The 18,305-nt window shown below is 59.1% G+C and carries 15 protein-coding genes, 1 tRNA gene and 3 pseudogenes; 10 read left to right on the top strand and 9 right to left on the bottom strand.

Annotated features, from left to right (window positions below; translation table 11 throughout):
- Positions 1-21: 21 nt before the first annotated feature.
- The 3 genes from purL to ABEB22_RS04350 form a co-directional block, all read right to left on the bottom strand.
- Entirely contained in the window at positions 22-2,187 is a 2,166-nt protein-coding gene (purL, locus tag ABEB22_RS04360; RefSeq protein WP_350939080.1) for a phosphoribosylformylglycinamidine synthase subunit PurL, read from the bottom strand.
- 165 nt (positions 2,188-2,352) lie between these two features.
- A complete protein-coding gene (locus ABEB22_RS04355) occupies positions 2,353-2,979 on the bottom strand; it encodes a hypothetical protein (RefSeq protein ID WP_350939081.1) in 627 nt (208 codons plus the stop codon).
- A gap of 413 nt (positions 2,980-3,392) precedes the next feature.
- Positions 3,393-4,295 carry a LysR family transcriptional regulator gene (locus ABEB22_RS04350; protein WP_339114082.1) on the bottom strand — a complete coding sequence of 301 codons (903 nt, stop codon included), beginning with the start codon at positions 4,293-4,295 and terminating at the stop codon, positions 3,393-3,395.
- Between the two features lie 245 nt (positions 4,296-4,540).
- On the opposite strand from ABEB22_RS04350, the gene murI reads away from it, so the two are divergent.
- The 7 genes from murI (at position 4,541) to ABEB22_RS04315 (ending at position 9,538) form a co-directional block, all read left to right on the top strand.
- Positions 4,541-5,353, top strand: a complete 813-nt coding sequence (gene murI / locus ABEB22_RS04345; protein WP_350939082.1) for a glutamate racemase — start codon at positions 4,541-4,543, stop codon at positions 5,351-5,353.
- Positions 5,354-5,500: 147 nt separating this feature from the next.
- On the top strand, positions 5,501-6,529 hold the full coding sequence (gene argC / locus ABEB22_RS04340) for an N-acetyl-gamma-glutamyl-phosphate reductase (RefSeq protein WP_406870912.1): 1,029 nt from the start codon (positions 5,501-5,503) through the stop codon (positions 6,527-6,529).
- Positions 6,530-6,553: 24 nt separating this feature from the next.
- Entirely contained in the window at positions 6,554-6,997 is a 444-nt protein-coding gene (ccmE, locus tag ABEB22_RS04335) for a cytochrome c maturation protein CcmE (protein ID WP_339114085.1), read from the top strand.
- Between the two features lie 85 nt (positions 6,998-7,082).
- On the top strand, positions 7,083-7,694 hold the full coding sequence (locus tag ABEB22_RS04330) for a holin-associated N-acetylmuramidase (protein WP_339114086.1): 612 nt from the start codon (positions 7,083-7,085) through the stop codon (positions 7,692-7,694).
- Positions 7,685-8,161, top strand: a complete 477-nt coding sequence (locus ABEB22_RS04325; protein ID WP_339114087.1) for a holin family protein — start codon at positions 7,685-7,687, stop codon at positions 8,159-8,161. The genes ABEB22_RS04330 and ABEB22_RS04325 overlap by 10 nt, the downstream gene beginning before the upstream one ends.
- A gap of 250 nt (positions 8,162-8,411) precedes the next feature.
- Positions 8,412-9,275, top strand: a complete 864-nt coding sequence (locus ABEB22_RS04320) for a tyrosine-type recombinase/integrase (RefSeq protein ID WP_406870911.1) — start codon at positions 8,412-8,414, stop codon at positions 9,273-9,275.
- 140 nt (positions 9,276-9,415) lie between these two features.
- A complete protein-coding gene (locus ABEB22_RS04315) occupies positions 9,416-9,538 on the top strand; it encodes a hypothetical protein (protein ID WP_406870910.1) in 123 nt (40 codons plus the stop codon).
- A gap of 67 nt (positions 9,539-9,605) precedes the next feature.
- Here ABEB22_RS04315 and ABEB22_RS04310 read toward each other — a convergent pair whose 3' ends face one another.
- A complete protein-coding gene (locus ABEB22_RS04310; RefSeq protein ID WP_406871119.1) occupies positions 9,606-11,036 on the bottom strand; it encodes a DUF3427 domain-containing protein in 1,431 nt (476 codons plus the stop codon).
- 100 nt (positions 11,037-11,136) lie between these two features.
- On the opposite strand from ABEB22_RS04310, the pseudogene ABEB22_RS04305 reads away from it, so the two are divergent.
- Positions 11,137-11,969: pseudogene (locus ABEB22_RS04305) on the top strand (IS3 family transposase); the annotation flags it as partial.
- 213 nt (positions 11,970-12,182) lie between these two features.
- On the opposite strand, the pseudogene ABEB22_RS04300 reads toward ABEB22_RS04305, so the two are convergent.
- A pseudogene (locus ABEB22_RS04300) lies at positions 12,183-13,462 on the bottom strand (IS110 family transposase).
- 136 nt (positions 13,463-13,598) lie between these two features.
- Here ABEB22_RS04300 and ABEB22_RS04295 point away from each other — a divergent pair.
- Positions 13,599-13,892: pseudogene (locus ABEB22_RS04295) on the top strand (transposase); the annotation flags it as partial.
- 89 nt (positions 13,893-13,981) lie between these two features.
- Here ABEB22_RS04295 and ABEB22_RS04290 read toward each other — a convergent pair.
- From ABEB22_RS04290 to ABEB22_RS04275, 4 genes are all read right to left on the bottom strand, one after another.
- Positions 13,982-14,953 carry an alpha/beta hydrolase family protein gene (locus ABEB22_RS04290; RefSeq protein WP_406870909.1) on the bottom strand — a complete coding sequence of 324 codons (972 nt, stop codon included), beginning with the start codon at positions 14,951-14,953 and terminating at the stop codon, positions 13,982-13,984.
- Positions 14,954-15,183: 230 nt separating this feature from the next.
- Positions 15,184-15,717, bottom strand: coding sequence for a hypothetical protein (locus ABEB22_RS04285; protein WP_406870908.1), 534 nt, complete (start codon positions 15,715-15,717; stop codon positions 15,184-15,186).
- Between the two features lie 692 nt (positions 15,718-16,409).
- Positions 16,410-16,607 carry a helix-turn-helix transcriptional regulator gene (locus ABEB22_RS04280; RefSeq protein ID WP_406870907.1) on the bottom strand — a complete coding sequence of 66 codons (198 nt, stop codon included), beginning with the start codon at positions 16,605-16,607 and terminating at the stop codon, positions 16,410-16,412.
- Positions 16,608-16,985: 378 nt separating this feature from the next.
- Positions 16,986-17,075, bottom strand: a tRNA-Ser gene (locus ABEB22_RS04275).
- A 216-nt stretch (positions 17,076-17,291) separates the two neighbouring features.
- Here ABEB22_RS04275 and ABEB22_RS04270 point away from each other — a divergent pair.
- Entirely contained in the window at positions 17,292-18,305 is a 1,014-nt protein-coding gene (locus ABEB22_RS04270) for a TRAP transporter substrate-binding protein (RefSeq protein ID WP_406870906.1), read from the top strand.

Raw genomic sequence — 18,305 nt, 5'->3', positions numbered from 1 at the left:
TTGTCAGCTCTGTTGTAAGGCTCAGCCGTTGATCGCTGCGGCAAAGGTGCTGCGATAGAGCTTGGCCAGATCGGCAAGCGGGGCTTTGTCGCCGCCGAAGCTGACCGTATCACCTCCAAAGCGGCCGACGCGGGCGATGGTCACGCCTGCGCTGGCAGCGGCGGCCTCAAGGGCGCTTGCGCCGGCTTCGGTCGCGGTGACCAGATAGCGCGCCTGATCCTCGCCGAAGAGCAGGCCGATCTCGGCGCTGTCCAGCGAGACGCCCAGAGCGGCACTTTCGGCCATCTCGAAGGCTGCCAGAGCCAAGCCACCATCCGAAAGGTCGGTCGCCGAGGTCAGCGATTTGCGGTTGGCGCGCAGGAAGGTGCCGTTTTTCAGCTCTTCGTCCAGATCGACTTCCGGTGCCTGACCGGCTTCGATACCAAAGGCCTCGAAGGCAAGCGCGGATTGGTCCAGATGGCCTTTGGTGGCTCCGATCACCAGTGCGATATCGCCCTCCGACGGAAGACCCGCGATCAGCTCGTCCTCGAGGTTTTCCAAGAGCCCCACGGCGCAGATCGTCGGCGTCGGCAGGATGCCCTGACCGTCGGTCTCGTTATAAAGCGAGACGTTGCCCGACACGATCGGCATGTCGAGCGCTTTCACGGCTGCGTCGATGCCTTTGATCGCGCCCACGAACTGACCCATGATCTCGGGCTTCTCGGGGTTGCCGAAGTTGAGGTTGTCGGTGGTGGCCAAGGGGCGTGCGCCCACGGCACAGAGATTGCGGAAGTTTTCCGCGACCGCTTGTTTGCCACCCTCGAACGGATCGGCCTTGACATAGCGCGGGGTCACATCGGCGGTGAAGGCCACGGCTTTCGGTGTGCCATGGATGCGCACCACGCCTGCGCCCATGCCGGGGCGGCGGACGGTGTCGCCCATCACCTGCGTGTCATACTGCTCGAAGACCCAATCCTTGGCCGCGTAGTTCGGCGAGCCGATCAGCGCCTTGAGCGCATCCATTGCGCCGATTGCGGGCAGGGCGGCGGCCGGAGCAGGTTTCGGGGTCTCGACCCACGGACGGTCATATTCGGGCGCGGTCGAGGACAGTTTCGACAGCGGCAGATCGGCTTTGATCGCGCCGTTATGCTCGATCAGGAAGCGATCTTCGGCGATGGTCTCGCCCACGATGGCAAAGTCCAGATCCCATTTCTCGAAGATGGCGCGGGCCTCGGCCTCTTTCTCGGGCTTGAGCACCATGAGCATCCGCTCCTGGCTTTCCGAGAGCATCATCTCGTAGGCGGTCATATTGGTCTCGCGCTGGGGAACGTTTTCCAGCTTGAGGTGGATACCGAGGCCGCCCTTGTCGCCCATTTCCACAGCCGAGCAGGTGAGGCCGGCAGCCCCCATATCCTGAATCGAGATCACCGACCCCGACGCCATCAGCTCGAGGCAGGCTTCCATCAGGCATTTCTCGACGAAGGGGTCGCCGACTTGCACGGTCGGGCGCTTGTCCTCGATTGTGTCGTCGAATTCGGCGGAGGCCATGGTTGCGCCACCCACACCGTCACGGCCGGTCTTGGCGCCCAGATAGACGACGGGCATGCCGATGCCGGATGCGGCCGAGTAGAAAATCTTGTCGGCATCCGCGAGACCCGCAGCAAAAGCGTTCACGAGGCAGTTGCCGTTATAGGAGGGGTGGAAGCGGACTTCGCCGCCCACATTCGGCACGCCAAAGCAGTTGCCATAGGAGCCCACGCCTTCGACCACGCCCTTGACGATATGGTTGGTCTTGGGGTGCGAGGGCATGCCAAACGACAGGCTGTCCATCGCGGCAATCGGGCGCGCACCCATGGTGAAGACATCGCGCAGGATGCCGCCCACGCCGGTCGCCGCGCCTTGGTGCGGCTCGATATAGGAGGGGTGATTGTGGCTTTCCATCTTGAAAACGATCGCCTGACCGTCGCCAATGTCCACAACGCCTGCATTCTCGCCCGGACCGCAGATGACCTGCGGGCCTTTGGTATGCAGTGTGCGCAGCCATTTCTTGGATGATTTATACGAGCAGTGCTCGTTCCACATGGCCGAGAAGATGCCAAGTTCGGTGAAGCTCGGTTCACGCCCGATAATTTCCAGAATACGCTCATATTCGTCGGGCGAGAGCCCGTGAGCGGCGATCAGGTCGGGGGTGAGTGCGGGTTCGGTCATAAATGTTCTCCGGCGGGCGCATCGGTTGCGCATGCATTAGAACATTGAGCGGCTTGGGGGAAGGCCTCTTCTGCCGCAAGTGCCGCCCGAAATGCGGTGTTCGGGGACGAAATACGAAAAGAGCCAGCGCGTGGCTGGCTCTTTCTAGGGGTGAGGCTGCCGAAATCAGGCGTCCTGTTGCTCTTCAAGCGAGCTGAGGAGACCGGTAAGGGTCCACGGCAGGGTCACGATACCATCCTCGAGATCCGACGAGGGAACGGTGACTTTGAACATCGAGACAGGCGTATCAAGCTTGTCCGAGATGCGAATGTAGACGGTGTCGCTTGCATCACCTTTTTCAACGCGCTCGATCTGGCCGATATTCTCGCCATCGCTCGACATGGCCGACCCCATGTCCATCGCGGCGGTCTTGCTCTCGGCGATACCGAGGCCGTTCTTGTACTCATACTCGGCAGGCACCGAGGCTTCGGTGTTGTTGCCTTCCATGGTGCCCATGGTGCCTGCATTGGCCGTCGTTACGCCGGAATTGGCTTCGGTTTTGATCTCGGCCAGACCCTTGCGACCATCGGGGCCACCGGTCTGGTTGATGCTCGCGGTCGCGGCTGCGGCAGCATCCGCCGAGGTCGAGCCGTCTTGCATTTCGACGATACCCATTTTATAGTCGATCAGGCCTGCAGGGCTATCGGCCTGCGTATCTGCAGCATCCGGCGCGGACTGGGCGAATGCGCCCATCGGCAATGCCATAGTTGCGGTCAGAATGGTGCCGGTCAGGAATTTGTTAGTGGTTTTCATAGCGTGGCTCCTATCGGAAGTCGTGTTTTTCAACCGTTGCGGTTCATGGCTAATCAACTTAGAGAGCCGCCTGATAGTTCCGGAAAATCCGTGATTTTTTGCCAGTCGCCTGACGTGACGGCGCTAACCCTTTGACGCAGTGTCGGTTTTTTCAGGCTGGTTAGCCCTCTGGACTCTGGCATATTCCATAGTCTGGAATTTTGGCCCAAAAAAAAGGCCGAGCAGAGCTCGGCCATAGTCCAACAGGGAGGTAGAAGCTGATGAGCGTTTCCGCAAATCATCTGCCTCTGCGCCTCAAATATGTGCAGTTTATAAACCGTTCAAGGGATTTCTGAGAAAGTTTTTGCAGAGCCGCTATGCGCCCAAGGCATGTGTCGGCGAGAGCGCCTGAACATGTGCTTTATTTCAGTAGTTTAGCTTTGGTTGTCGTTTGCCTGTATGCGGCGATAGGCTTGGATCTCTTCCTGAATGAAGTCACGGAAGGCCGTCACGCGGCGTGATTGGCGTAGTTCTTCCGGATAGGCGAGGAAGACCGGCACCTCATTCGAATCGATATCGGGCAGCACGCGTTCGATATTATTATCGACGGTAAGGTAATCGGGCAGGATACCAATGCCTACATGATTGAGAACCGCCTGAAGGATTCCAAAATAGTTGTTCACTGTCAGGGTGTTGGGCATCTCATGGGCAAGTGCGCGCTGTGCCAAGGCGGCTCCTGCCGCGACTTGCGGCACAGACGGGCTCTGACAGATCAGCCGATGGTTCTTCAGGTCTTCCAGCGTTTGCGGATGACCGTGCTGCTCCAGATATTGCGGGGTCGCGTAGAAACGCATCCGGATATTGAGCAGGCGCTTGCGGACCAGGTCGGCCTGTGCGGGTTCTTTCATGCGGATCGCCACATCGGCTTCACGCATCGGCAGATCGAGCACGCGCTCCTCGAGCATCAGGTCGATCTTCAGTTCGGGATACTTATCGTAAAGCTTGTTAAGCCGCGGCGCGAGCCACATCGTGCCGAAACCGGTCGTCGCGGTGACACGCAGATCGCCATAGACCTCTTCCTCCGAATCGCGGATGCGGGCGGAGGCGGCGTCGAGTTTCTTGGCCATGGTGGACGTGGCATCAAACAGAAGCTCGCCCTGTTCGGTCAGGATCAGCCCTCGCGCATGTCGATGGAAAAGGGTCGTGCCGAGCATTTCCTCGAGCGACCGGATCTGGCGGCTGACGGCCGATTGCGACAGATGCAGCGCATCGCCTGCATGGGTCAGCGACCCTGCATCCGCAACCGCGTGAAAGATTCGCAGTTTGTCCCAGTCCATCGCGCCCTCTGCCTTCTTGGTCCGTCTTACTATATACGCATAACAGCTATGCTTTTAAAGGCAGGGCAGGGGGTTCTCCAAGGGAAACGATGCCGCAGCTGCAAACTATCGAAAAACCGTGTCCTTTAGGTCGGTTCCGTTAATTGGTCGATTGTCGGTGCCTTGCATGATTACGTCTTTTCATCCGGGCTTGCGCAGGCGTAAAACAACTGCAAGACGCAGCGGGCAGAGCGGGAGGAATATCAATGGCGGTCGGCATTTTCGATAGTGGTCTTGGCGGGCTGACGGTTCTGGACGCGGTCTCGCGGCGCCTGCCCGACGTGCCCTTCGTCTATCTGGGTGATAACGCCAATGCGCCTTACGGGGTGCGTGATGCCGATAACATCTACGAGCTGACCACCGCAGCGGTCGAGCGTCTCTGGGCCGAAGGATGTGATCTGGTCATTCTGGCGTGCAATACGGCGTCCGCCGCGGCACTCAAGCGGATGCAGGAGACATGGCTGCCCAAGGACAAGCGTGTTCTGGGGGTTTTTGTCCCGCTGATCGAGGCTCTGACCGAGCGCCAGTGGGGCGATAATTCGCCGCCGCGCGAGGTCGAGGTGAAACATGTGGCGCTCTTTGCCACGCCCGCGACCGTTGCAAGCCGCGCCTTCCAGCGCGAGCTGGCCTTCCGTGCGATCGGTGTCGATGTCGAGGCGCAGCCCTGTGGCGGCGTGGTTGATGCGATCGAGGATGGCGATGACATTCTGGCCGAGGCGCTGGTGAAATCCCATGTGGAGGCACTGCGCCGCCGGATGCCGCGCCCCGATGCGGCGATTCTGGGCTGCACCCATTACCCGATCATGCAGAAAGCCTTCCAGGAAGGGCTGGGACCGGATGTGAAGGTCTATAGTCAGGCCAATTTGGTCGCCGAAAGTCTGGCCGATTACCTGGAGCGTCGCCCCGAATTTATCGGCGCGGGCACGGAGACGAAATTCCTGACCACCGGTGATCCGGCGCATGTAGCCAATAACGCGACCCGTTTCTTGCGCCGCAAGGTGGTGTTCGAGCAGGCCTGAGGCCCACCCGCGCTGGTAAATTTCCCGCGTGGCAGCTTGACGCGAGGGGCCCGAGCGCAGAAAACAGCATCAAACCGCGCGGATGTGCCGCTCGGGGTGTCTTCGTGGCTTGTTGCCTGCATGGATCACCTGCTGAAAGGATCGCATATGACCCAGAAAATCGCCATCCTCGGAGCCTCGGGCTATACCGGTGCCGAGCTTGTCCGCCTGATCGCTACCCATCCAAGCATGGAGATCGTGGCGCTGTCGGGCGAGCGCAAGGCAGGCATGGCGATGGGGGATGTGTTCCCGCATCTGCGCCATCTGAATCTTCCGGCTCTCGTGAAAATCGAGGAGATCGATTTCTCCGGCGTCGATCTGGCCTTCTGCGCGCTGCCGCATGCCACCTCGCAGGAGGTGATCCGCGAGTTGCCGCTCGATCTGAAAGTGGTCGATCTCTCGGCCGATTTCCGTCTGCGCGATCCGGCGGAATACGAGAAATGGTATGGCAAACCGCATTGCGCCGTGGAGATGCAGAAAGAGGCGGTCTATGGCCTGACCGAATTCTACCGCGACGAGATCCGCAACGCGCGGCTTTGCGCGGGCACGGGCTGTAACGCGGCGGCAGGACAGTATGCGATCCGTCCGCTGATCGAGGCGGGAGTGATCGATCTCGATGACATTCTGCTGGATCTGAAAAACGGTGTGTCGGGGGCAGGGCGCTCGCTGAAGGAGAACCTTCTGCATGCCGAGCTGTCGGGCGGCACCTATCCCTACTCGGCGGGCGGTAAACACCGCCACTTAGGCGAATTCGATCAGGAATTCTCGAAGCTGGCCGGTCGTCCGGTGCTGGTGCAATTCACCCCGCATTTGGCACCGATGAACCGCGGTATTCTGGCTTCGGCCTATGTGAAAGGCGATCCGCAGGCGGTCTATAAGGCGCTCTCTGACCGTTATGCATCCGAGGCGTTCATCGAGGCTCTGCCCTTTGGTGGCCTGCCCTCGACCCGCTCGATCGCCGGTTCGAACTATGTGCATGTCGGTGTGAGTGCGGACCGTATTCCGGGCCGCGCGATGGTGGTCGTGGCGCTCGACAACCTGTGCAAAGGCTCTTCGGGGCAGGCGATGCAGAACGCCAACCTCATGCTTGGTAACGATGAAATGGCCGGCCTGACGCTGGCACCGCTCTTCCCGTAAGGGGAGCGGAGAAACGGGGACGCGATGAAAAGCCTCAAGAAGAAACGCCGCATTCAGGTTCTGGTTGCCGCCGCTGTCGCGCTTGTCGTGGCGGTCGCGATGATCGGCTATGCGTTCCGCGACGGGATCAATTATTTCCGTGCGCCTTCGCAGCTGGCCAGCGAGCCGGTCAAGCCGGGGGAGGTGTTTCGTCTGGGCGGGCTGGTCGCCGACGGGTCGATCAAGCGCGATCCCGATGGCACCATCCATTTCGAGGTGACCGATGGGGGGGCCACGGTGCCCGCACGTTTCAACGGCGTCCTGCCCGATCTCTTCAAGGAAGGGCAGGGCATGGTCGGCACCGGCGAGATGGAAGACGGTGTCTTCGTGGCCAGCGAGATCCTTGCCAAGCATGACGAGAATTACATGCCCAAGGAAGTGGTTGACGCACTGAAGGAACAGGGCGTTTACGAGCCGCCCAAAAGCTGATGCGGATGCCGGCGGACGTTGCGGCTGCCGGTGCTTAACCTCCGGCTGTGAGGATTTCTCCCGATAGATCAATCGGGAGAAATCCATGCCCAATGTTAGAGAGATTGCCGAAGCCATCGTTGCCCGCGAAGGCGGCTATGTGAATGACCCCTCCGACCCGGGCGGTGCGACCAATTATGGCGTGACGATTCACACCATGCGCCGCCTGGGTCTGGATCTGGATCGTGACGGCAAGATCACCGAGGCCGATGTCCGCCGCCTGACCCGTGAGCAGGCCGTCGATATCTTCATCCGCCATTATTTCGACGAACCCGGTCTCGGGCAGTTGCCGGAGGCGCTGCAGGCTTCCGTTTTCGATATGTATGTGAATGCGGGCCGCAATGCGGTGAAGATCCTGCAACGGCTCCTGAACGATATGGGCCAGGAGGTCAGTGTCGACGGGGTTCTGGGGCCCCGGACGGCGGCCGCCGCGCAGGCCGCTGCGCGCAAATCGCCCGAGCTGATCGCCGATGCTTACGGGATTGCGCGCCGGAATTATTATTATTCACTGGCGGATAGCCGTCCGGCGAGCCGCAAATATGCCACCACCCGCAAGGGGCGCAAGGGTGGATGGATCACGCGTTCTGAAGAGTTCATCTCGGCGCGGTTCCATCTGAGTGAGGCCGAGCATCGCGCAAGGGTGGCCGCATGGGGTTGATTGGTAAGGTATTTGGCGCTTCGGGAGGCGTGGCGGCCATCGGTCAGGCGGCCAGCGAGATGGCCGAAATCTTCAACGTGAACGCGACCAAGAAGATGGAGGCCTCGCATGAGGCCTTCTCGGCGACGCAGCGTGCCTATGGCGAGGAATTCGCTGCCAAGCCCGCCTGCTGGTTCGACAGTTTCGTGAACGGGCTTAACCGTCTGCCCCGCCCGTTTCTTGCGCTCGGGACGCTCGGGCTTTTCATCTATGCGATGGTCAATCCGCAGTCTTTTGCGGAGCGGATGGTGGGACTGTCCTATGTGCCGGAGCCGCTCTGGTGGCTGCTTGCCGCGATCGTGGGGTTCTATTTCGGCGCCCGCGAGGCCCATTACTTCCGCACGCCCAAACCGGCCACGCCACCAGCGGCGGCCAAGGCAGAGGCAGTGCCGTCCAACCCTGCGCTGGAGGAATGGAAAAAGGTGTAGGGTATATGGCGGAGGGGGGGGGGCGACATATGAACGTTTCATATAAAATCATCTCGGCTTCAATTGTCGCGTATATTTCTGATATGAAACGAAAATATTCACGCAGCGGTTTTAATCTGTTTCAACCCGTATCATCCAATCCCGTGTTTCGTGTGGGGCTGGAAAGTATGGCGGAGGCATGAGAGTTGCTGACCAATGCGCAAGCGAAGAGGCTCAAACCTGAAGAAGGGTGGTCGCTGTGGGAGGTGTGTTGGGCCTCTACATTTCGGCAAATGCGAAAAGTGGGACCGGAAAATTCACGCTACGGTTCAAGTCGCCGGTTTCCGGTAGGCGCCGCGATATGGGGCTGGGGATTTTCTCTGAACATGGGTTGGCTGATGCACGCCGCCTGGCGATGGAGGCGCGTGGTCAGATCGTCAACGGCTTCGACCCGATAGAAGAACGGCGTTTGGCGCAAGAGCAAGCGGCGCGTCGTATGCCCAGCTTTGAAGAGGCCTCTCGCGCAGTGTTTGAAACCTTGGCGCCAGGATATCGCAACGCCAAGCACCGTGATCAGTGGATTTCACCCCTACAGGCTTACGTCCTCCCAAAGCCTGGGACGCGCGAGGTGAATAGCTTGACCATCGGTGATTTTGCGCAAGTTCTTAAACCGATCTGGCTCGACAAAGAAGAAACCGCAAAGCGTGTGAAGCAGCGGTGCGAGAGCGTCATGATTTGGTCTGTGGCGCATCGCTCTTGTGATGTGAACCCGCTTTCAGCCATGAAGGCGCTACTGCCCAAGCAGCGTGGGACCGCAGATCGTGTGCAGCACCATCCGGCAGCACCGTGGCGCAACATGCCCGAGTTGATATCGACCCTTACTGGTCAGAATAAGCTCTCTATCAGTCGCCAAGCTCTCCTGTTTCTCATCCTGACGGCCGCGCGTTCTGGAGAGGTCCGCGGGGCAATTGGGGATGGGATTGACTTTGATGCGGCCATCTGGACCATTCCAGCCGAGCGGATGAAAGGGGGCAACAGAATCGTGTTCCGCCCTCGCGACAAGCGATTGATCTACTTACGGCCCAATCGTCTTTGCGGCTTGGTGGCGATTGGATCTTCTCGGCACGCGTTATGATGCAGATGAGCGACCTGACTTTGACCAAGGTTCTGCGCCTTCAATAGTTCCAAAGTGATGTTCCAGGTCGCTACGCAACGGCGCATGGGTTCCGGTCCAGCTTCCGAGATTGGGCATCGGAGAACGGATATTCGCGTGATATGGCCGAGCGCGCCTTGGCCCATTCTGTCGCGAATGCTGTTGAGGCGGCCTATCACCGCACGGATCAACTGGAGCAGCGTCGCGCGATGAAGCAGGCTTGGGCAGATTTTATCTGGCAATGAGATGGTGGTGGGACGGCTTGGTTGTCTCCTCGCTGGCTACGGGGGCGAGGACGGAGGCTCTCTGCGGTTAGAAGGCCTTCGGCACGCCTAGCTCGGCTTGCAACCCCAGCGGCACGGGTTCGGGCAGTTGCCATGTTACCGTGATCGGCTTTTCGCCCTCCCACGCAAGGAAGCGCGGCTGGCCGCAGTAGATGAATGGATTGACCTTGCCGTTCAGCTTGTTGCCGCGGCGGACAAAGAGATGGACAGTGTCTCGTTCTTTGCCCGAAATGATTCGGCCATGCCGGCCGTCCTGCGTCGTGCGGTTCTGGCTGAACCAGCGCATGCGGTCGGGCGCGAGGAAGCCGTTCTCGTAGACAAGATCCTGTGTCGAGACATTCGCCAAAAGAATGAGCGCGTTTTTCTCGAGGATCGGGAGAATGCCGGTGCGCCAGACATTCTGCTTGTACGCGACCCCGAAGGCTTCTGCGATCTCGGGGGCAAGATAACGCTGCCAGAGTTGCAAGCCTTTGGAGCGATGCACAAATGGCGTGGCGCCGTCATCGGCCTCGGGCCGCGTATCGGGCACCTCTGCCAGCCGCCACTCGATGAGCTCTTGGGCAAGGTCTTGCAGCGCCGCACCGCGCGTGGGGCGGGCGAGCTGCCAGCCATTGTGGCCGTTCCTCACATGCGGATCGAAGGCCAGTGCTTCGGTGCTGCCGGTCGGCTGCATGCCGGCAAGTATCGCCTCAAGCGCCTTGAGTGTCTCGGGCGCATAGCGCTTCGGCTTTTCGATATCTGCCAGAAGGCGGGCATGCGTCGTGAAGGCGTCTTCGGGTAATGTATCGCCCATATCCCGCACGAAATTGAACCAGCCGCCATGCCCTGTTGCCCGCGGATCGAACCCGTTGCGGAACATCTCGATGGCTTGTGGGCGGATGCCCTGCTGTGCCCTGAACTCCAGATAGAAGGCTTCGAGCTCGCTCGCGCCGTCTTTCGGTTTCAGGAGCGCACGGAGGATATCGATGGTTTCGAGCTCGTAAGTGACCTCACAACCTGGCGGCAGCACCAAAGCACCGCGCTCCCATTCGTCGAGTTTCTGGGTGATCGAGCGATCGCCACTGCCCGCGCGTGTCAGCGTCGCGACTTTCGTAAGGAAGGATCTGTGGTTCCCGATATAGTCGATCACTTGCAGGGTCTTGCCCTCGACCCTGCGCAAGCCGCGGCCCAGCTGTTGCAGCCAGATGATCGCGCTCTCGGTCGGACGCAGCATCAGGACGGTGCCGATCTCAGGCACGTCGACACCTTCGTTGAACATATCGACCGCAAAGAGGATATCCAGCTCGCCCGCGCCCAGTTGTGTCAGCGAAGAGGCGCGCGGGGCGGACGCGTCGCCCGAATGCACCGCCACCGCCCGCAGCCCGGCTTCGCGGAAGAATTGCGCCATGTAGTCGGCGTGATGCTTGGAGCAACAAAAGCCGATGGCTGGGCCTCTGGCGCGTTTGCGGAATTGCTCCAGCGCATTTTCGGCGCGAGCTTGTGTGGCGAGCTTGGTCTTGCCCCGCTGAAGTGGTCCACTTTTTGGGATAGTTTATCCCGCATGATGGAGGACTACTTAGATGGCAGGCAAACGCGAAAAGGCGGAAGACATTGTCATGAAGCTGCGTCAGGTTGAGGTGTTGCAGGGTCAAGGCGCGAAACTGGCAGATGCGGTGCGCCAGATTGGCGTAACCCAACAGACCTATTACCGTTGGCGTCGTGAGTTTGGCGGGATGGACCGCGATCAGCTCAAGCGGCTGAAGGAGCTCGAGAAAGAGAATACGCGGCTCAGACGGGCCGTGTCGGATCTGACGCTCGACAAGCTGATCCTGACGGAAGCGGCGCGGGGAAACTTCTAAGCCCTTCGCGTCGCCGCCAGTGCATCGACCACATCCGGCAGGAACTCGGCATCTCCGAACGCCGCGCCTGTCGGGCGCTTGGACAGCACCGGTCGACCCAGCGCAAGATCCCAGTTGGTCGTCAGGATGAAGCTCTTTTGACGGCCGATATCACCGAACTGGCACGGCAATACGGACGCTATGGCTATCGCCAGATCACGGGCCTTCTGGTTCAGGCGGGATGGTGCGTCAACCACAAGCGGGTCGAGCGCATTTGGCGACGCGAGGGGCTTAAAGTCCCGCAAAAGCAGAAGAAAAACGGGCGGCTCTGGCTGGCGAATGGCTCCTGCGTGCGGCTGCGGGCCGAGCGGCCAAACCACGTCTGGTCATACGATTTCGTCCAGGACCGGACAGCGGACGGGCGGGCTTACCGCATGCTCAATATCGTTGACGAATTCACCCGGGAGGTGCTGGTGATCCGTGTTAAACGCAAGCTCAACTCAGTCGACGTCATCGACGCGCTGACAGACCTGTTCATCCTTCGCGGTCCGCCGGAGTTTATCAGGTCAGATAACGTCCTATGCGCGGAATAATTGGCTGATTTGGCATCAGATCATTGTCATGCTGAAGCGTTCCAGCACGTTTGAATGTGTGTCAGTTCGGCGTTTCGGTCAACAACCTGTCTCTCCCATAACAAACACAGAGTACGCTTTTGCGGCTCTCACCGTCCTTAAGACGAGATCTTCGGGTCGTTGAGCAGAAGGCCTGAACATTATCTACGAGGTCGATTACTCGCCTCTACGGCCCTTACAGAGAAAGGTCCTTCTGCTGTCGATCATCCCTCAAAGAAGGGACGATAGGGTTCGCCGCGTTTGATGATCCCATGTACGGTGCGGGCCATTTTTGCGGCGATTGCGGTATACGCCTTGCGGCGCAAATGGGTGTTCTGCCGATCCTTGGCGATGTAACGCTCGAACTTGTCGCGGAAGCTGTTGGTCCTTTGCATGATGGCCACCTGACCCGCCATCCAAAGTGTCCGTCGTAGCCGGGCATTGCCGTATTTGGAAAGCTTGGTCTGGCCTCGGAATGCGCCGGATTGGATGGTTGCAAGGTCCATTCCACAAAACTTCAGAAATTGGCGGTGATGCTGAAAGCGGCGCAGATCGCCAGCCTCTGCCAGGATGGTCAGGGCATTGATCGGCCCGATCCCCGGGATAGATGTCAGCAGCCGATAGTCGTCGTTGGTCTTGAGCAGTTCAACGGCGCGGTCCTCAATCTCGTTGCGTTGGGCAATCAGGCTACGTCCTTCGCTCAACACCAACCGGAACATCCTCGCGGCATCTGAGTCCGGCGTAATGGGCAAGCCCACCGATGATTTGGCGGTCTGATAAATATCTGCAAGCAAACGTTTTTTTGAGACCTTGCGGCCGACAACCTCCCAGGCATCGGCAATGAATGCCTCTTGGCCCATGGAAGAGATAAAGTGCGGCGAGGGATAACGTTCGAGGAAGGCAAAGAACCAGTCGCTGCGTGTGCTGCGGTGAAAGCGTTCCGCCTCGGGCCAATACAAGGGCAGATAGTGGGTCAAGATGCGATGCCACAGCTCGGTCTTCGAGCGCGAGACGATGTCGTGCGTCTTTGATAACTCCTGAAGGTCATTCGTGCCGCGCAGTATTGGGTCGTGGTAGAATTGCTCGTTCCCGATTTGCATCATATGCAGGATGACCTGCGCGTCCTTTGGATCGTTCTTGTCCCAGCTGTTGCTCAAGGCTTCGCGGGTGCGCGCCAATGCGACCGAAGACACCAGCTTCACGTCGAAACCAGCAGTGCCGAGCCGGTATGCTAAGGCGCGATGGTAATTCCCCGTAGCCTCAAAAGCTGCGCGGACAGGATGGTCATACTCCGAGAGTGCGGCGATCAATCGGTTGAAGTCGTCGAGCTGGTTCAGAACTGTCAAACGGCGACGCCGCTTTCTACCCGGAACAGCAATCAAAACCTCATGGCGGGCCTTTGCGATATCAATCGCCACCAAAACAGGCTCAGCCTGTGCAATAGTCGTATCGGTCATAGTCGGTCTCCCTTGCGGTGTGGTTGTGCAAAACCACTGTAGGGATCTGAGACCCGGCTATGATCACCTGCTGCGCAATTTGGGGGCTGCGCAGGCAATCATAGCCTCTAAATCAACGACATTCCGAAGGTGTTATGGCCCCGAATTCATCGCGACCAAGCTGCGCAACTGGATCGAGACGGTGGGGGCCAAAACAGCCTATATCGAGCCGGGGTCACCCTGGGAGAATGGGTATGTGGAGAGCTTCAACGCCAGACTTCGCAACGAGTTACTGGATGGAGAGGTGTTCTATACGCTGAGAGAGGCTCAGATCCTCATCGAACGCTGGCGCAAGCATTACAACTCGGTGCGCCCGCACAGTTCGCTGGGCTATCGCCCACCAGCACCAGAAAGCATCGTGCCAGTAGACCAAAGGCCCACGATGCACTAACTTTTAAACCGGACCACTAAAGTGGGGCAGATCAGATAGACCTTCTTGTAAACGGCGGCTTAAGGGCTGGTCTGATCGTCAGCTTCAGCTTATTTGGCTCCGCCATTCAGGAAGGATATGACTGCGTCGGAGACGTCCTGGTGGATCGCCCGGCGTGCGTTCGAAGAGACACCACAGATCGATGCATCACCTTCTTCCTCCATTAGGATCTCTGGTCCGGCGAGCGTGCAAACGGCGAAGGCATCGAATATCGACGCTTGGGGCACGACAAAGGGCGGAGTCTGCTGACCATCAGCCGATGTGCTCTCGGGTTTGCCGAGGGAAATCGATAGCTTTCGAATATCCGCCGGCACCGAGCCCAGGTCTTCCGGATATTCCGGGTTTATGGCTATTACCGAAGTCACGCGGGGGTCTCGCGCCATCCCGGCCAGGCTGTCCGGATTGGTGGCCGACATGTTGACCCGTTGGGCAGCGAACCACCCGCAATCCGGTCCGTGCTGTTTCCTGTCTGGCGCGCAAGAGTGAAGGTAGCTGGCGACATCAAGCTCTGCCCCGCCAACGGATAGGGCAGCGGTCGCGCCAAGTGCAAATCCAGCGACTGACACCATGGTTTCATTAACTCGCGGCCCCCAAGTCGTATCGGCCAGCACCAGGTCAATCACGCGGCGGATGTCCCGGGGTCTTTGCCAGATTTCGTTCAGGGCAGCCGCCGCGTTGTCCGGGTGCGGTGCATTGACTTCGGCCACAACAAAGCCTGCCCGAGCGATGGAGGAACTGAGCCAGGCACCTGAATCAGTCGCGGATCGCAGGCCGCCATGTGACACAATCACCAGCGGGAGCGCGCTATGCGTGAACTCTGCATTTGGTGCTGCTGCAACCCCCTCGAACACGGGATTTCCACCGACAGAGGTCGATGCTTTTGCCTCGGATGGATACCAGATCGACACGGACAGAGGGCGCGCGTCTTCGGATGTGTCCAGGAGATGGGCAAGTCCTGGAACGGTTTGAGAAAGAGAAGGCCCTGCGAGCAGGATAAGAATCAAAGACAGACCAAATTTCATTCCGGAACTCCCCGTGCGGACCAAAAGACTGTGTTCTTTTATTGTGGCCTTACTAAAAACGGGCAATGACCGCTCCGTCCGGGGAGCTGACCTTGGCGTGCCAAATCTCGCTGAAGGATACCACAGATGTCCGGTATGGAGAAACTGCGACCAGCATGGCCACTCGGACGAGTGTCGGCTTGGGGCCGAAGGTGCTATCGTCACACCGTCGGTCCTTGTCTGTTATGTTGCTATTTCTTTCTGAACACCTTTCGACGCTGCTCGACCAGCTTTTCGGCTTGCTTGAACTCCGGCGCGCCCAAGATCAGGCTATGCTCGTGATATGCCAGCATCAGTTCTATCTCCGGCGAACTGGCGGGGTGCTCATTCTCGAGGAGTCCGAAGATTTCGCTCCGGCGCACATCTGGGACTTTGCCGTAATAGGTCCAGGTGTTTTCGTCCGTGCTATGACCAAGGTTCAAGGACCAAGCCTTGCGCTCTTCTGAATTGCGGCAGATGCGATCCCCGAGCTGGGCGAGGGTATGGCGCACCGAATGCGGCGAATAGGGTTCTGTTGCGTGTTTGCTCGCGAGCGAAAATGCTTCCGTAGCGGCTCGAGCGATTTGCATGGGGCGTAGCGGTGGGCGGTCTGGCTCGGGCGCTCGTTGCAAATCTGCAAGATCAGGGAACAGTGCGTCTTCCGGTCCCAAGCCGATCCGGTTCATGTCGGTAAGCCATGTAAGCAGCAGGGTTTGAAAGGCATCTGTGCTAGGAAACCAGTTCATGACAAAGCTCTTGCCGTTTTTGGCGCGCAGCTCTGTGCCGTCGTGGCGGACTTACCGCCTCTCCATATCGACATGGCGTGGACGAAGGGTAACCAGTGCATTCGCCCGCAAGTCCCGGCTATCACCGCGTTGCGCCAAGCCGCAGCATCTCCTTTACTGATGTCGGTAAAGAGCTTGAGCCCGCAATAGATCTCGAACTGACGGATGGCGCGGAGGTGAGCGGCGACAGGATGGCTTCAGTTTGCGCAATACCAGCTTGGGCGTCGGCATTTCCTTCGTCTAACGCCACGAGCCTCGTATTGGATTGAGGCTGTTTTCGAAAGCGTCTCGATCCGTCTTATTCAGTAGCTTCGAGATCCCTCCGCCACAGTCCGGACAGGTCGCGAGTGCCTACGCGGTGCCGGTCTTGGCATCAAGAAAGCGGAGCGTCGAGAGGTCAGGGAAGACACGGGCCTTGCAGCTCATGCACTTGAATTGGCCGCGCCGGAGCGGTGTCTTGATCCCAGCGCGCTCCTGATGGAAGCGTGCGAGTTCCGCGTCACGAAAAATGCGCGGTTGATTTGCATCAGGGGGGGAGTAGGCCGCTGGCGATCCAATTTCCCAACGTGTTGCGACAGATACTGTAGAGCGAGATCACCTGCTCGAGCTGTAAACGCGATCAAGCTTCGGGCGGATACTGGTATAGTTGCGGCTCATTGCTTGCGCTCCTGTGCCCGCAGGAGATCATGCGCATCGAGATCCGTAATTGCCCAGCGGGTCATGCCGGACCCAAACCGGTAGGGCTGCGGAAATTTATCGATCTTGAGCCAGCGGCAGATGGTCCGCACGGAAACCGAATAGCGCTGGGCCACTTCACCCACGGAGATAAAGCGCGGGCTCGCTTCGGCCACAGGGAGAGCAGCGTTGGCTTGCTTTCGGGTTTCTTGCGGTGCGGAAGGCGTGATGTGCCGCGATTTGGCACCTGCTACAGCGCTAGGCTGGGGCGTGGCGCGAGACGGCTCTTTCGCGCGAGTTCGAGTAGGGAAAAGGCTGAATTGTTAGGTGTCATAAGACATGACGACGCCCCTATTAAGGTAGGCGCTCGGTCACATCTTGTGTCCAAGGGATTGGCCGATTCTGAGGGCATGGTGCCACATGAATTCGACTGATCCTCATCAAAACGATCTGAAAGGATATGGCCAGTGGAGATTTATCGTAAATATTGTGGGGGGCCGGTAGGGATAATCGCAGATTTAATTCAATAAAATCATATGTTTGTGCTGATTTATTGGCGGATGGGGTGGGATTCGAACCCACGGTACGGTTCCCCGCACGCTAGTTTTCAAGACTAGAGCCTTAAACCACTCGGCCACCCATCCGCAGCGCTGAAGCGAAGCCGCATGCGCCTGAGCGGGTCTAATCGGTTGCGGTGGGGCTGACAAGATCCTGACCGCGATGCGCCTGCATATTTTGCGGGCGCTTGTGGCAGGGAAGGCGCAACCTTCAAGAACTCGCGAGCGGATGCCTTCCATCTTGTGATCGGGCGGGCCTAATATCGGGAAAATTCGGAGCATAGTTACAGGAAGGTTCCGCCAATGACCCGTTTTGCTTTGTTGTCTTCTGCCGCATTCATGGCGCTCGCTTTGCCGGTCGCGGCGCAGACCACTCTGACCGTCGCCAACTGGCTTCCGCCCTCGCATCCGCTGGTCTCGGAGCTGATCGTGCCGATGACGCAGGCGATCGAGGAAGCGACCCATGGCGAGGTGAAAGCCACGCTCCTGCCGGCACCACTAGGGCCGCCCGCTGCGCATTTCGATTTCGCCGTCAATGGGGTGGCCGATATTACCTTCGGGGTGCAAGGCTATAATCCGGGTCGGTTCAAGACCACCAATATTGTCGAGCTGCCTTTCCTGGGCAATTCTGCCGAGGCGATCTCGGTTGCCTACTGGCGCACCTTCGACACCATGCTGCGGGATGCGGGCGAATATGATGATGTCCATGTGCTGGCCGTTTTCAGCCATGGTCCGGGCGAGGTTTTCCTGAAGGAGGGCGATGTCTCGGATGTGGATGTGCTCAAGGGGCGCAAGATCCGCGTAGGCGGGGGCATCGTGCATGAGGTGGTCTCGAAACTGGGTGCTGTGCCGGTCGAGGGACCGTCGTCCAAATCCTACGAGCTGTTGAGCCAAGGCGTGGCGGATGGCATCACCTTCCCCTATGAATCGGTGAATTTCTTCAAGCTGATTCCGCAGCTTGATAAGGCGATTGCCGTCGATGGCGGGCTGTATAACACCTCCTTCTATATCGTCATGAACAAGGCGAAATGGGAGGCGCTTTCGCCGGAAGTGCAGGACGAGATCAATTCGGTGACGGGTGAGGCACTGGCGCGCAAGGCGGGCCAGATGTGGGATGCCGCCGACGAGAAGGGCCGCGCGGCGATGGAAGGCAAGATCGCGATCACGCCCGCAACCGATGCGCAGATGGACGCATGGAAAACCGCACTGCAGCCCCTGGTGGATGCCAAGATCGAGGAGGCCTCCAGCACCGGTATCGACGGGCAGGCGGCCTATGAGTTCCTGACCTCCGAGATTGCCAAAGAAACGGCCGAGTAA

This window comes from Thioclava sp. 'Guangxiensis', assembly GCF_045348365.1.
In the GTDB taxonomy this organism is placed as follows: Bacteria; Pseudomonadota; Alphaproteobacteria; order Rhodobacterales; family Rhodobacteraceae; genus Thioclava; species Thioclava kandeliae.
The sequence above is the reverse complement of the archived record's forward strand: the minus strand, read 5'-3'. Positions and strand labels throughout refer to the sequence as shown.